At 65.9% G+C, this 14,041-nt stretch carries 14 protein-coding genes; 8 read left to right on the top strand and 6 right to left on the bottom strand.

The annotated features are described in order from the left end of the window. Positions 1-37: 37 nt before the first annotated feature. Genes hmgA through C8J44_RS01615 form a run of 4 tightly spaced genes read left to right on the top strand, consistent with a single transcriptional unit; the run spans position 38 to position 3,400 of the window. Positions 38-1,375, top strand: coding sequence for a homogentisate 1,2-dioxygenase (hmgA, locus tag C8J44_RS01630; RefSeq protein ID WP_121903109.1), 1,338 nt, complete (start codon positions 38-40; stop codon positions 1,373-1,375). Next, a complete protein-coding gene (maiA, locus tag C8J44_RS01625) occupies positions 1,372-2,016 on the top strand; it encodes a maleylacetoacetate isomerase (protein ID WP_121903108.1) in 645 nt (214 codons plus the stop codon). The genes hmgA and maiA overlap by 4 nt, the downstream gene beginning before the upstream one ends. Next, complete coding sequence (locus tag C8J44_RS01620) at positions 2,013-2,378, top strand: Rieske (2Fe-2S) protein (RefSeq protein ID WP_121903107.1); 366 nt, start codon at positions 2,013-2,015, stop codon at positions 2,376-2,378. Before maiA ends, C8J44_RS01620 begins: the two co-directional genes overlap by 4 nt. A 56-nt stretch (positions 2,379-2,434) precedes the next feature. Continuing rightward, positions 2,435-3,400, top strand: a complete 966-nt coding sequence (locus C8J44_RS01615) for a rhodanese-related sulfurtransferase (protein ID WP_121903106.1) — start codon at positions 2,435-2,437, stop codon at positions 3,398-3,400. A 131-nt stretch (positions 3,401-3,531) separates the two neighbouring features. Here C8J44_RS01615 and C8J44_RS01610 read toward each other — a convergent pair whose 3' ends face one another. The 4 genes from C8J44_RS01610 to C8J44_RS01595 are packed head-to-tail and all read right to left on the bottom strand — an operon-like array spanning position 3,532 to position 6,414. Next, complete coding sequence (locus C8J44_RS01610; protein WP_121903772.1) at positions 3,532-4,044, bottom strand: ankyrin repeat domain-containing protein; 513 nt, start codon at positions 4,042-4,044, stop codon at positions 3,532-3,534. Continuing rightward, on the bottom strand, positions 4,037-5,206 hold the full coding sequence (locus C8J44_RS01605; protein WP_121903105.1) for a glutathionylspermidine synthase family protein: 1,170 nt from the start codon (positions 5,204-5,206) through the stop codon (positions 4,037-4,039). Before C8J44_RS01605 ends, C8J44_RS01610 begins: the two co-directional genes overlap by 8 nt. Then, entirely contained in the window at positions 5,206-5,955 is a 750-nt protein-coding gene (locus tag C8J44_RS01600; RefSeq protein ID WP_056049207.1) for a PspA/IM30 family protein, read from the bottom strand. The genes C8J44_RS01605 and C8J44_RS01600 overlap by 1 nt, the downstream gene beginning before the upstream one ends. A gap of 24 nt (positions 5,956-5,979) precedes the next feature. Continuing rightward, the gene (locus tag C8J44_RS01595; RefSeq protein WP_121903104.1) at positions 5,980-6,414 is read right to left on the bottom strand and encodes a YjfI family protein; all 435 of its coding nucleotides are present in this window, start codon (positions 6,412-6,414) and stop codon (positions 5,980-5,982) included. 226 nt (positions 6,415-6,640) lie between these two features. Between C8J44_RS01595 and C8J44_RS01590 the strand changes: the two genes are divergently transcribed. The 3 genes from C8J44_RS01590 to C8J44_RS01580 are packed head-to-tail and all read left to right on the top strand — an operon-like array spanning position 6,641 to position 8,309. After that, positions 6,641-7,282 (top strand): DUF2491 family protein, encoded by a 642-nt coding sequence (locus C8J44_RS01590; RefSeq protein WP_121903103.1) that lies wholly within the window; start codon positions 6,641-6,643, stop codon positions 7,280-7,282. Positions 7,283-7,314: 32 nt separating this feature from the next. Further along, positions 7,315-7,728 carry a DUF350 domain-containing protein gene (locus C8J44_RS01585; RefSeq protein WP_121903102.1) on the top strand — a complete coding sequence of 138 codons (414 nt, stop codon included), beginning with the start codon at positions 7,315-7,317 and terminating at the stop codon, positions 7,726-7,728. A gap of 11 nt (positions 7,729-7,739) precedes the next feature. Continuing rightward, positions 7,740-8,309, top strand: a complete 570-nt coding sequence (locus C8J44_RS01580; protein WP_060525419.1) for a DUF1190 domain-containing protein — start codon at positions 7,740-7,742, stop codon at positions 8,307-8,309. 108 nt (positions 8,310-8,417) lie between these two features. Here the strand turns inward: C8J44_RS01580 and C8J44_RS01575 are convergent, their stop codons facing one another. Next, positions 8,418-9,908 (bottom strand): MFS transporter, encoded by a 1,491-nt coding sequence (locus C8J44_RS01575; protein WP_121903101.1) that lies wholly within the window; start codon positions 9,906-9,908, stop codon positions 8,418-8,420. After that, entirely contained in the window at positions 9,909-10,958 is a 1,050-nt protein-coding gene (locus C8J44_RS01570) for a LacI family DNA-binding transcriptional regulator (RefSeq protein ID WP_121903100.1), read from the bottom strand. It abuts the gene before it with no gap. A 258-nt stretch (positions 10,959-11,216) separates the two neighbouring features. Here C8J44_RS01570 and C8J44_RS01565 point away from each other — a divergent pair, with 258 nt between their 5' ends. Continuing rightward, entirely contained in the window at positions 11,217-13,988 is a 2,772-nt protein-coding gene (locus C8J44_RS01565; RefSeq protein ID WP_121903771.1) for a TonB-dependent receptor, read from the top strand. The last annotated feature ends 53 nt before the right edge of the window (positions 13,989-14,041 follow it).

The following is a 14,041-nucleotide window of genomic DNA, read 5'->3' as shown; positions in this document are numbered from 1 at the left end:
TCGGGCGTTGATCGGAACAGGTGACGGAGAGGAAGCCATGACAATCCACCAGCCGACCAATGCCGCAGGCGAGACCGCCGGCCAGACCGAAGACAGCGGAGCGTACCAGCCCGGCTTCGGCAACCACGTATCGACCGAGACGATCCCCGGTGCGCTCCCGATCGGCCGCAATTCGCCGCAGCGCCCCGCGTTCGGGCTCTACACCGAGCAGCTCTCCGGTACCGCCTTCACCGCGCCGCGCCACGAGAACCGCCGCAGCTGGCTTTACCGGATGCGCCCGACCGCGGAGCATCCGCCGTTCGAGCGCTATACCGGCGCTCAGCGGTTCGCGCTCGGGACCACCGACGCGCCGCTTGCGCCCAACCGCCTGCGCTGGGATCCGATCGAGGCGCCCGCCCCTGGTACCGACCTGATCGACGGCATGACGACGATGCTTGCCAACCGCGATCCCGCCGATCTCGAAGGCGTCGCACTCCACGTCTACGCCGCCAACACCGATATGATTTCGCGCGTGTTCATGGATGCGGACGGCGAGCTGCTGTTCGTGCCGCAGGCCGGGCGGCTCCGGTTGCTGACCGAACTCGGCCGGATCGATGTCGCCCCCGGCCAGATCGCGCTGATCCCCCGCGGCGTCCGCTTCCGCGCCGAACTTCCCGATGGCGAAGCGCGGGGCTATGTCGCAGAGAACCACGGCGCGCTGTTCCGCCTGCCCGATCTCGGCCCGATAGGCGCCAACGGCCTCGCCAACCCGCGTGATTTCGAGACGCCGGTCGCGTGGTTCGAGGATCGCGACGAACCGGTCGAGGTCGTCCAGAAGTTCATGGGGTCGCTGTGGACCACGACGCTCGATCACTCGCCGCTCGACGTCGTCGCGTGGCACGGCAATCTCGCGCCGTGGCGCTACGATTTGTCGCGGTTCAACACGATCAACACGGTCAGTTTCGATCATCCCGATCCTTCGATCTTTACGCTGCTGACCTCGCCGAGTGACGTGCCCGGGCGCGCTAACGCTGATTTCGTGATCTTCCCGCCGCGCTGGATGGTCGCCGAGGGCACGTTCCGCCCGCCCTGGTTCCACCGCAACGTCATGTCCGAGGCGATGGGGCTGATCACCGGCGCGTACGATGCGAAGGCCGAGGGGTTCGCGCCCGGTGGCATCTCGCTGCACAACCTCATGTCGGGCCATGGGCCGGATCTGGCGAGCTGGCAGGGTGCGAGCGCGGCCGACCTGAAGCCGCACAAGATCGACGGGACGATGGCGTTCATGCTGGAGAGCTGCTGGCCGTACAAGCCGACCGCCTATGCGCTGGAGCATTCGCAGCTCGATTACGATGCGGTCTGGTCGGATTTTCCGAAGGCGGTCCTACCGAGGTGAGCCTTACTCTGCACGGCTACTGGCGCTCGACCACCGCCTACCGCGTCCGCATCGCGCTTGCGCTGAAGGGCGTGGCGTATGCGCAGGTTACGCACGACCTTCGCAAAGGTGCGCAACGCGAGGCGGGGTATCGCGCGCTCAATCCACAAGGCCTGGTGCCAGCGATGGAGACCGAAGACGCGGTCCTGACGCAGAGCTCCGCGATCCTCGAATGGATCGACGAGACGTACCTGGATCTGCCACTGCTTCCTGCCGCCTCGAACGACCGGGCTATCGTCCGTGCGATGGCGGCGACGATCGCGTGCGACATTCACCCGGTGAACAATCTTCGTATCCTGAATGCCTTGCGTACCGAGTTCGGGGCGGACGGGGCGGCGGTGAACCGGTGGATCGCGCGCTGGATCGGCGACGGTTTCGCCGCGCTCGAGACGCAGATCGCGCGGCATGGCGACGGCTTCGCGTTCGGCGCGACACCGACGATCGCCGATTGCCACCTCGTCCCGCAGGTCTACTCCGCAGAACGGTTTGCGATCGATCTCTCGCCTTACCCGAAGCTCAAAGCGGCGGCAGAGAACGCCCGCACCCTCCCCGCCTTCGCCGCTGCGCACCCAGACCGGCAGCCGGATGCCGACCCCGCATGAGCGATGCCGAGCGGCTGACCGCAACGCCCGGCGGCATCAAGCTCGCGCCGCTCGACGCGATCACGGACGGGAAGGCGCGCAACTTCGTACTCCAGATGCGCGCCGGCCGCTTCCACGGCTTTGTCGTGCGCAAGGACGACGCGGTGTTCGGCTATGTCGATCGCTGCCCGCACATGGGCCTGCCGCTCGCGCAGGTGCTCGACGAGTATCTCACGCCGCGCGGGGACCTGATCGCGTGTAGCTGGCACTCTGCGCTGTTCGAGATCGACAGCGGCGCGTGCGTCGGCGGACCGTGCGGGGGCACGCGACTGACGCCATGGCCAGTCGCGGTGGTCGACGGGATGATCGTTACCGCAGGCTGACGCGGCGGGCGACTTGCGCTAAGGGGAGCGCACCTCCTCCCCTGCACGATGAACCGATGACCGAAACCCTCCCCATCCGCGTCGTGGCGCTGTACCGCTTCACGCCGTTCGCCGATATCGCCGCGATCCAGCCGCCGCTTGCGCTCGCGTGCTGTTCGAACGGGGTGAAGGGGACCTTGCTGCTTGCCGCGGAAGGGATTAACGGGACGATCGCCGGGTCTGAGGCGGGGATCGACGCGGTGCTCGCGCATATCCGTGCGCTGCCGGGGTGCGCCGATCTCGACGTCAAGGAGTCGCGCGCGGAGACGATGCCGTTTCACCGGATGAAGGTGCGGCTGAAGCGCGAGATCGTGACGATGGGCGAGCCTGCGATCGATCCGCTGGAGGGCGTCGGCCATTATGTCGAGCCCGAGGACTGGAACGCGCTGATCGCCGAGCCGGGGACGATCGTGATCGATACGCGCAACGACTATGAGGTCGCGGTCGGGACTTTCGCCGGCGCGGTCGATCCGCAAACGCGGACGTTCCGGGAATTTCCCGCGTGGTTTCGCGAGCATCGCGACGAACTGGTCGGGGACGGCCCGCCGCCGAAGATCGCGATGTTCTGCACCGGGGGGATACGGTGCGAGAAGTCGACCGCGTTCCTGAAGGCCGAGGGGCTCGACGAGGTGTATCACCTCAAGGGTGGCATCCTGAAGTATCTGGAGACCGTGCCCGCGGCGGAGAGTCTTTGGGAGGGGGAATGTTTCGTTTTCGACCAGCGGGTTGCGGTTGGACATGGACTCGCGTTGGGAAGTCATGTGCTGTGCCATGCGTGCCGGATGCCGGTGAGCGTCGCGGACCGTTCATTGCCGTTATACGCGGAGGGGATCAGTTGCCCGGCGTGTCATGATGCGCGGGATGAGACTCAGCGGGCGGGCTATGCCGAGCGCGAGCGGCAGATGCGGCTGGCTGAGGCTCGGGGTGAGGCGCATGTCGGGGCGGTGTTGCCGAAGACGCATGGGGCGGATGACACCCCCTAGCGATCGGTTGAGGTCCACCCCGGCGAAGGCCGGGGCCCAATTGGGGGCCGGCAATAACGACGCGCGGTCCTTTGTTACTGCAGCCTTGCCAATTGGGCCCCGGCCTTCGCCGGGGTGGTAGCACTCGGTTGTTAGGCCGAAAACCGCGCTGCCAACGCCGTGTTGCCCTGCGATTCCGCCAGCGAGCGCACGCTGTTCCCCGCAGCGTCCACGATCGCCGCATCCGCACCGTGTTCCAGCAAGAGGTCGATGATCACCGTCTTGTTCACCAGCGCCGCCATCATCAACGCAGTCTGGCCGACGCCATTGCGCCGGTTCACGTCGGCGCCTGCGTCAAGCAGGATCTGTGCGATCTCGGTATAGCCCTTGAAACAGACGCCCATCAGCGCGGTATTGCCCTGCGCGTCCGCCGCGCCATCGACCTGCGCACCGGCCGCGAGGAGCGCCGCGGTCGCCTCCGCCTGGCCGTTGTAGCTCGCGATCACCAGCGGCGTGTAGCCCTTCACATCGGTCACCTCGATATCGACGCCCGCCTGCACCAGCGCCGGGATCATCTCGTCCCGCCCCGTCCGTGCGGCGTCGAACATCAGTTCGACCAGCCGCTCCATCGGCGGCAACGGGGGTAGCTCTCGCGCGTCAGTCATCATTCGCCTCGATGATATGCGGCACGAACCGCGCGAGATTGCGCGTCACGACCGTGTCATCTTCTCGCACGCCGATCCCGGCGGCTTCGTTACCGACCATCCACGCGCCGATCACCGGATGGCGGCCATCGAACATGGGTGGAGGCGCATAGGCTTGGCGGATCGCGCCCTCCGCGCCATAGCCCTGGTCGAGCACGGCGTGGCCTTCTTCGCCGATCACCTCGACGTTCGCACCCTCACGCGAAAACAGCGGTTTGCGCACATACTTAGGCCCGAGGATCTTCGCGGCGGGATCGTCGTCGAAGAACGCGGGGAGCAGGTTGGGGTGCTCGGGATGCCGCTCCCACAGCAGCGGGAGGATGCCCTTGTTAGACAGGATCGACTTCCACGCCGGCTCGATCCAGCGCACGTCGGCGCGCGACAGGTTCGGCGCGTAGGGCTCGCGGAGCATGAACTCCCACGGATACAGCTTGAACGCCGCCTGCACCTCGAAACCGTCGGTGTCGACGAAGCGCCCGTCCGCGGCGAGGCCGATGTCCTTCATCTCGACGAACTTCGGCTCGATCCCGACCTGCGACGCCAGATCCTCGAAGAACCGCACCGTCTGGCGATCCTCGATCGCCGACGCATCCGCCGCGAAATGGACGAAGCCGCCGCTTGGAAAAAGAGCGCGGAACCGCTCGCGCAGCTTGTCAAACAGGCTGTTGAACTGGTCCGTCCCCGCCGGCAACGCACCGCTAGCCAGCAGGTCCTCCAGCCACATCCACTGGAACGTCGCGCATTCGAACACCGAGGTCGGCGTGTCGGCGTTATATTCGTAGAGCTTGGCCGGCCCGGTCCCGTCATAGGCGAAATCGAACCGCGCATAGAGCGACGGCTGGCGCGTCCGCCACGTCTCGGCGACGTAGTTCCATTGCTCGCGCGGGATAGCGAGGCGTTCCATCAAATGCTGGTCGCGGACCACCTCGTCGACGAGATCGAGGCACATCGCGTGCAGCTGTTCCGCGGCGGGTTCGAGGTCGTCCTCGATCTCCGCCAGCGTGAAGGCGTAGGCCGCGCCCTCGTCCCAATAGGGTTCGCCATCCGTGTCGTGATAGACGAACCCGATCGCGTCGGCCCGTTCGCGCCAGTCGCCGCGCGGGTCGACCGCGATCCGGCGCATCAGGAGTCCGACGTCTTGGAGTCGTCGCGCTGCTCGATCTGCAACGTCTGGCCGACTTGCGGCGTCTTCGGCGCGGTCAGGCGCGCGAGCACGTCATCCGCGGACGATTGGCCAGGACCGATGCCCGCCAGCCGCAGCTTCTCGTCGAGATCGGCGCCGGTGCGACGGTCTTCCAGTTCGCCCGCCGCCTTGATCCGCTCGCCGCGGATCGCCTGGCGTTCACGGATGCGCGCGAGGCTGTCCGCCGCCGAGCCAAGCTTGTTGCCGGCGCCCATGCTGCCCGACGCGACCGAGGCCTGCGCCTTCTGCACCGACTCGTTGACCTTGACGACCTCGACCTCGCGGCGGAGCTGTTCGATCTTCCGATCGGTCTGCGCAACGGCCGTATGGATCTGCTCCTCGGCGGCGCGCATGTCCTCGACCTGCGGGGACTTCAGCGCGATGTCCTGCTCGAGGTCTGCGATCCGCTGCGCGACCTGGCGCGCGAGATCCATATTGCCCTTCTCGACCGCGATCCGCGCCGAAGCCTCGTACTTCGTCGCCTGGGCACGGAAGCTCTCGACTTCGGTTTCGAGGATGCGGCGCCGCGCTACCAGCCCCGCGAGATCGTCGCGCGCTTTCCCTTGCGCCTTGTCGGCATCGCGAATTTCCTGGTCTAGGATACGCAGCGCGTTCGCATCGACGACCGCCGCGCCCGCTTCGTGCGCACCGGCACGACCGAGGGTGAAAAGCTTGCTCCAGATGGCCATGCCAGTCTCTCCGTTTGTATCAGTTCAGGCGGCGGGAATCTGCGCGTGGCGCAGGTCGGTGGCCGCATCGATCGCATTCTCGGCAAGCGTGCGCAGTTCGATGATCACGGTATCGAGCCGGCTCGACGTCGCGAGTTCGCCGAACAGCTCGTAATAGTCGCGGTCATCGACGGTGCCGATCCCGAAGTTCGACAGCGGCACCAGCTTCTGCGATTTCAGCAGGAACGTGTTGAACGCCAACTGATCCTCCTGCTCGTCGCATGGCCACAGCAAAGTCGAGCACGCGATCTGCGCCTCGCTCACGTTGACGAACAATTCGAGGTCGCCGTGGTGGTGCATCGTCACCAGCAGCACCGGGTCAGCGCCCTCCAGAATGCGCGCGGAAAACTCGCCGGCTTTCGCAGGCTCGGACGTGTCGAGCGCGGCCTTCAGGCTGCGGACGGTCCAGATGTCGGTCAATGCAAGAACTCCCGTGCTTGTCGCTCGACCGCACACATAGGCTTTTCGCGAGCGCCTGCCACCCTCCCCACTTCCGTCATCCTGACGAAAGTCAGGACCCAGGGTAACCAAGCGCGGCGTTTACGGCTCTGGGTCCTGACTTTCGTCAGGATGACGGGGGTTGCGCTTTGCGAGCCCGCCCGCTTTGGCCTAAGAGGCACGTCAACCATATACACGCGAGGGTTGCATGTTCGATCGCCTGTTCGGCCGCAAGCCAGCGCTTGACGGTAACGCCCTGCCCGTCGTCCGCAACGTCACGCTGGGGCGCACGGTGACGGTCGATCCGCTGGCGTGGCGCCGGTTCGGCTCGGAACTGCTGTTCCCGTTCGACCGCGATACGCTGGTGATCGTCGCGCAGGGGCTGATCGACCTCAACGAAGGCGGCTTCGTCCACCGATTCTACACCGACGACGACATCATGTTCCAGGCGGTGTCGAACGACCGCGACGGGCAGGACGTGACGGACGTCACGCTGTTCGCACCTTGGGACAGCAGCTATCCGTCATCCGCCGCCGAGCGCCCGGCGTGGAAGAGCCGGCTCAAGGCACGGACCTTCACGGCGGAAGGACTACCCGAATACAGCCGCGCATGGTTCGGCCCCGAAGCGAGCCAGCAGGAGCCCGTGACGTTCTGGGAGGAACTGCACGACGACCGCGACGGGATCGTCGACCGCCGCATCTTCCAGACCTGCATGCTGTTCAGCCGCGATCTGCCGGGCGACGACGGCCGCGAACTGCTGCTCGCGATCGACATGGAGACCGAGTCCGGCGACGTCTCGTTCGAGATCATGCTGGGCGTGGCACTGGAACTCGGCGAGTTCCGCGCCTAGCGTCTGCCGCTAACGGCTTCGGGGGAACCAGCATGATCGACCAATACAGCTTCGGCGCCAGCGCGCTCGCCTTCCTGATCGCGTTCGTCGCGGCGGGGGCGTTCACGATGCTGTTCAAGATCGTCTATCAGGTCGCGACGCCGTATCATGAGAAGTCGCTGATCCGAGAAGGCAACACCGCCGCGGCGATCACGCTGGGTGCGGCGCTGCTCGGCTATGTCCTGCCCCTCGCGTCCGCGCTGACGCATACCGTCTCGCTGGTCGAATTCGCGGTGTGGGCGTTGCTTGCTGGCGTGATCCAGATCGTGACGTTCCTGGTGGTCCAGCATTTCGTGATGCGCGACTTCAACGACCGGATCGTCCGCGGTGAAATCGCTGCGGCGACCTACATGGGCAGCATCTCGCTGTGCGTCGGCATCCTCAACGCCGCCTGCATGACGAACTGAGAGGCATAGCGATGAAGCGTTCCAGATCGATCGTCCTCACCAGCCTGATCGCAGGCTCGGGCATCTCGCTGACCGCGTGCGACGGCGATGTCGGTGGCAAGCCCGTCGAGGCGCAGAGCTATGCGTCGGTACAGGAGTGCCGCGCGGCGGGTGCGTTGTCGGCGGTCCAGTGCGATACCGCGTTCGAGCAGGCCAAGGCCGACGCGGCGAAGACCGGGCCTCGGTTCGAGGATCGCCAGACCTGCGAGGAGCAATATGGCGCCGCACAGTGCGAGCCGCGCAACAACGGCAGCGGCGGCAGCTTCTTCACGCCGTTGCTGACCGGGTTCCTGGTCGGACAGGCGCTCAACGGCGGCTTCGGCGCGCGCGGTGCGCCGATGTACCGGGATCGCGACGGCAATTATTACGGTGGTGCGGGTGGCCGCATCAACCGGGACTATGTCACCGGCCGAACGCGCGTAGGCTCGGATGCGTTCACGCCGACCACGGCGAGAGCCCCTGCCCGCGTCCAGTCGCGCAGTTCGGTCATCTCGCGTGGCGGGTTTGGTGGCGGCTTCGGCGGGCGAAGCTTCGGCGGCTAGCATCCCTTCACCCCGGACTAGTTCCGGGTTCCACCGTTCCGCGCATCCATCGGCCAATGAGCCCGCGGAACAGTGGATGCGGGAACAGGCCCAGCATCATGGAGGGCGTCAGGCGTTCCGCGACACTCGCAGCATCGCCAGCGCCGCCACGCCCATCACGCCCGCAGCGATCAGCATCGTCCAGACCGCATCGCCGGGAAAGAACGTCCGCACCACCTGACCCATCACGGACGACACGATCAGCTGCGGCAGGACGATGAAGATGTTGAACAGACCCATGTACACGCCGAGCTTGGCCTGCGGCAGCGCGTTCGACAGGATCGCATAGGGCATCGTCAGGATCGACGACCAGGCTATCCCGATCAGCACCATCGATCCGATCAGCAGATACTGGTCGCGCACCACGAGGAACGACGCGAACCCCGCCGCGCCGCAGAGCAACCCGAGGATGTGCGCATCTCGGCGACCGATCCGCGTTGCCAGCGATGGCATCACGAACGCCCACAAGGTCGCCACACCGTTGTAGACCGCGAACAGCACGCCGACCCAATTCGCACCCTTGTTATACGCAGCGCTGGTGGTGTCGGTCGTCCCGAACACGTGCTGCGTAACGATCGGCGTGGTGTAGATCCACATGATGAACAGAGCCGACCAAGTGAAGAACTGGACCAGCGCAAGTTGCTTCATCGTGCTCGGCATGGTGCCGAGATCGCCGACGATCTGGCTGAGGACGTTGCCCCCCCTGCCCGACCGGACGAGCGCGGCACTGACGAGCAACGCCGCGCCGAACGCGATGAGCCCGCCGCCGAGCAGATAGACCGGCTTGTCGAGCCCGAACTTAGCCACAGCCGCGATCACGATAGCGCCCAAGGCGATCCAGACGGGCGCGAGCTTCGCGCTGGACCGGACGATAGCATCGCGCGGCGCGACCTCGCCTTCGTCCTCGAACGCGGCCATCTGCGCCGGCGAATATTCGCGGGTGGTCAGCACGGTCCAGAGCACCGCTAAGAACAACGCGAGCGCGCCGATGTAGAAGCCGTATTGCACCGACAGCGGGATGCCGCCCGCCGGCGCGGTATTCGCGACCTGGAACACGTCGGTCAGGATGATCGGCGCAAGGCTGCCGATCACCGCGCCCGCGCCGATGAAACCGGTCTGGAACGCGAACCCGGCGGTCCGCTGGCGGCTGCCGAGCATGTCGCCGACGAATGCGCGAAACGGCTCCATCGCGACGTTGAGCGATCCGTCGAGCATCCACAGCAGCACCGCGGCCACCCACAACACCGGCGCGTTCGGCATCGCCAGCAGCGCGATCGTCGCGAGCATCGCGCCTGCCAGGAAATACGGCCGCCGCCGCCCGAGCCGCCCCCAGGTTCGGTCGCTGTAATGGCCGATCACGGGCTGGACGAGCAGCCCGGTCAGCGGCGCGGCGATCCACAGGAAGGCGAGATCGTCGACCGACGTCCCCAGCGACTGGAAGATCCGGCTGACGTTGGCGTTCTGCAACGCGAAGCCGATCTGGATCCCGAAGAATCCGAACGAGATGTTCCACAGTCCCCAGAACCCCTGGCGTGGCTTTTGCCTTGCAGCGGTCGACATTCAGTTGGGTCCTTCGCCCGACGAGCGCCGGATCACGAGTTGGGTCGGCAACACGGTGCTGGCGACCGGACGATCGCCGATCCGCGCGAGCAGCATCTCGACCAGCCGGCGGCCGGCGAGCGCGGTATCCTGTGCGACCGTGGTGAGCGGCGGGTTGGCGAGGCTGGCGGCGGGGATATCGTCGAACCCGACGATCGCGACGTCGTAGGGCACGTTCAGTCCCGCCCCCGCCAGCACGCGCATCGCCGCCAGCGCGATCAGGTCGCTGGCCGCGACGATCGCATCGAACGCGATGCCGCGTTGAAGGAGTTCGCGCGCCGCCCGCGTACCGTCGTCCTCGGTCGAGATCGCCTCGACCTGAAGCCGCGGATCGACCGTCAGCCCATGCTCGCCAAGCGCCGCGGCATAGCCCCTGTAGCGATCGTTGAACTCGGGATAATGATCGGTCGCGCTGCCGAGAAACGCGATCCGCCGTCGCCCCCGTTCGATCAGATGCCGCGCTGCCGCGGCGCCTCCTGCCACGTTGTCGCAGCCGATCGTCAGCCCCGGCTGACCCGGCCGCACCGATCCCCAGCGAATAAAGTGCGTGCCCTGCTCGACCAGTTGCACCAGCCGCGCTTCGTAATCGGCGTAATCGCCGTAGCCCAGCAGGATCAGACCATCGGCGCGGTGGCTGTCCTCATAATCCATGTGCCAGTCGCTCGAGAATTGCTGGAACGACACGAGGAGGTCGTAGCCGTGTTCCGCACATGCCCCCATCATCGATCCGAGCATGCCGAGGAAGAACGGGTTCACGACGGTCTCGTCGGGTGCCGGATCGCGGAACAGCAGCAGCGCGAGCGTTCTTGTCGTGCCGCTGCGCAGGTTCGAGGCACTGCGATCGACGGTATAGTTCAGTTGCCGGGCGATCGCCTCGATCCGCTGCCGGGTCGCGGCGTTGACGCTGGGGCTGCCGCGCAAGGCACGCGACACCGTCGGTTGCGACACGCCCGCGAGCTGCGCGATGTCGAACGATGTCGGCTTGCCATGAAGCTTTCGCTGGGCGGTCACGTGACGGGCATCCTCGGTGTGCTCGCTCGATCGGCGGGCGGTACCGGCAAGACACAGCGCAGAACGCGCGCGCCGTCAACGCCGGTCCATTTCATCCCCGGCCCCATCGAACATGTGGCGCGAGGGCAACACGTCCGCAACGGCCGTATTGAATACGTATGTAGTCGGCTTCCCTTCGACCGGACAAAATTCCAATGACTGTACAGTTACATGCCCGATGCGCTCGAAGACGCCAACCGGGACCAGGGGAGGAATACCATGACGGCTCGCACTCGTGCGTCGGCTACTGCCGCACGCGCCATCCTGAAGCTTTCGGTCAGCAGCGCGTCGCTCAGCGCGGCGATTTTGTTCGCCGGTACCGCGTTCGCGCAGGACGTGAACGCCGGGACCAAGGTTCCCGACCCGGCCGCGAGTTCGTCGACCGCCGCAAATCCCAACGAGGCCCCCGGTGCCGCCCAGCGCCGCGCCGACAACGCTGCCTTAACCGGTGACGTAACGCCGGCGCAGAACGAAGCGACCGCACAGGCCGTATCGGGCGCCGTGCAGGATGCGGGCGGGACGCCTGAAGATGCCGCAATCGTCGTCACCGGTTTCCGCCGCAGCCTCGAAAACGCCGTCGCCGAAAAGAAATCCCGCGACCAGGTCGTCGAATCGATCTCGGCGGAAGACATCGGCAAGCTGCCCGACGCGTCGATCGCGGAGTCGATTGCCCGCCTGCCCGGCCTCACCTCGCAGCGGGTCAACGGCCGTTCGAACAGCATCTCGATCCGCGGTTTCTCGCCCGACTTCTCGACCACGCTGCTGAACGGTCGCGAGCAGACGTCGACCGGCGACAACCGCGCGGTCGAATATGACCAGTATCCCGCCGAGGTCATCAACCAGGTGCTGGTCTACAAGACCGCCAACGCCTCGCTGATCGGCCAGGGCCTGTCGGGCACGGTCGACCTTCGCACGATCCGCCCGATCGAATACGGCAAGCGCGTGATATCGGTCGGCGGCCGCGGCACCTACGCCGATATCGGCAAGCTCAACGCGGGCTCGAAGGACAAGGGCTACCGAGTCACCGGCACCTTCAACAATCAGCCCGTCGACATCATTGGCGGCTCCAAGTCCTACGTGACCTCGACCAACCTGAAGCGCCTCGGGTTGCAGGGCACGGTGGAATGGAAGCCGGTGCCGGAGTTCACCGCCACGCTCGACGGCTTCTACTCCGATTTCAACGACGACCAGATCAAGCGCGGCATCGAACTGCCGCTCGGTTTCGGCGCGGCGACGACGATCCCGTCGGTAACGACGGTCACCAACGGGCTGGTCACCAACGGATCGTTCCGCGGCGTCGAGGGTGTCGTCCGCAACGACAGCTTCGAACGCAAGGCCAAGCTCTATTCGTTCGGCTATAACGGCCGCTACGAAGGCGACGACGGCTGGAACGCACAGATCGATCTGAGCCTGTCGCGCACGACCCGCGACGAGACCGTGCTCGAGACCTATTCGGGGACCGGCTATGGTCAGGGCGTCGGCGCGCAGGACACGATCGGCTTCACCTCGGGCAGCACCGGGACCGCCTTCAGCCCGACGCTCAACTATTCCGATCCGGGCCTCATCAGGCTGACCGATCCGCTCGGCTGGGGCGGCGCGAACGTTCAGGCCGGCTATTACAACGATCGCCACATCGTCGACGACTTGAAGCAGTACCGCGTCGAGATCGAGCGCGAGCTCGAAAGCCCGATTTCGAGCGTCAAGTTCGGCCTCAACTACACCGATCGCAACAAGTCGCTGACGCCGAACGAAGCGCTGGTGCAGCTCGCGAACGGTGCGCTGGAGCAGACGTTGCCGACGCAGTATCAGCTGAAGCCGACCAACCTGGCGTATCTGGGGCTCGGCCCGATCCTGAGCTACGATCCGACTGCGCTGCTCGATGCCGGCGTGTACCGGCTGTCGTCGAACAACAACAATCTCGACGTCGTCGCCAAGGGCTATTCGATCCAGGAACGGATCATGACGTCGTACCTACAGGCGAATATCAAACAGTCGATCGGGTCGGCCGAACTGACCGGCAACGCCGGTGTGCAGGGGGTCTTCACCAACCAGAAGTCGTCGGGCAACGTCGTTGCCAATGGCGGGTTGATCCCGGTCACGCGCGGTGCCGAGTATATCGACATCCTGCCGAGCGTGAACCTGGCGCTGCGCTTCCCCAGCGATATCGTGATCCGCGCGGCCGCGGCGCGCCAGATGCAGCGTCCGCGTCTCGACGACATGCGCGTGGCGCTCGCCTACGGCTATGACGCGGCGCAGGGCATCCTGACCGGCACCGGCGGCAACCCGTATCTGCGTCCGATCCGCTCGAACTCGTACGACGTCACGGTCGAGAAGTATTTCGGTAACCGCGGGTATCTGGCGGTGCAGGGCTTCTACAAGCAGCTGAAAAGCTTCGTGTACACCATCGCGAACCCCGGCTTCGATTACGCGGGCTATCCGCTGCCGTCGAACGCGCCCGGCGCCGTTCCGACGATCGGCACCGCGACCGTCCCGATCAACGGCGTTGGCGGCAACATCTACGGCGTCGAGCTGGCGGGCACGCTGCCGATCGGCGAGATCGTCTCCGCGCTCGACGGGTTCGGGCTGACCGGTGGCGGGTCGTACACCAAGACCGAGATCGTCCCGACCCCGGGCGGTCGCGCCGAAGATATCCCGGGCTATTCGCGCTGGGTTGCCAACGGCACAGCGTATTTCGAGAAATGGGGTTTCTCGGCACGCGGCAGCCTGCGCTATCGGTCGACGTTCGTCGGTGAGCTGTCGGGCTTCGGTGCGAACCTGGTTCGGCGTCGTGCGGCGGGCGAGATGATCATCGACGGCCAGCTCGGCTACGACATCTCGACCGGCATGCTGAAGGGCGTCTCGCTCTACGTGCAGGGCCAGAACCTGACCAACGAGCCGTTCACGACGATCAACGGCACCAACACGAACGAGATCATCGACTATCAGAAATACGGCCGCCGCTTCCTCGCCGGCGCGACCTTCAAGTTCTGATCCGACCGATCGCCGCGCGCTTCGCCCCGGTTCGGGTGAGGCGTGCGTCGATC

The sequence above is a fragment of the Sphingomonas sp. PP-CE-3A-406 genome, assembly GCF_003688625.1.
Taxonomy (GTDB): Bacteria; Pseudomonadota; Alphaproteobacteria; order Sphingomonadales; family Sphingomonadaceae; genus Sphingomonas.
This window is presented reverse-complemented; position numbering and strand designations above follow the sequence as displayed.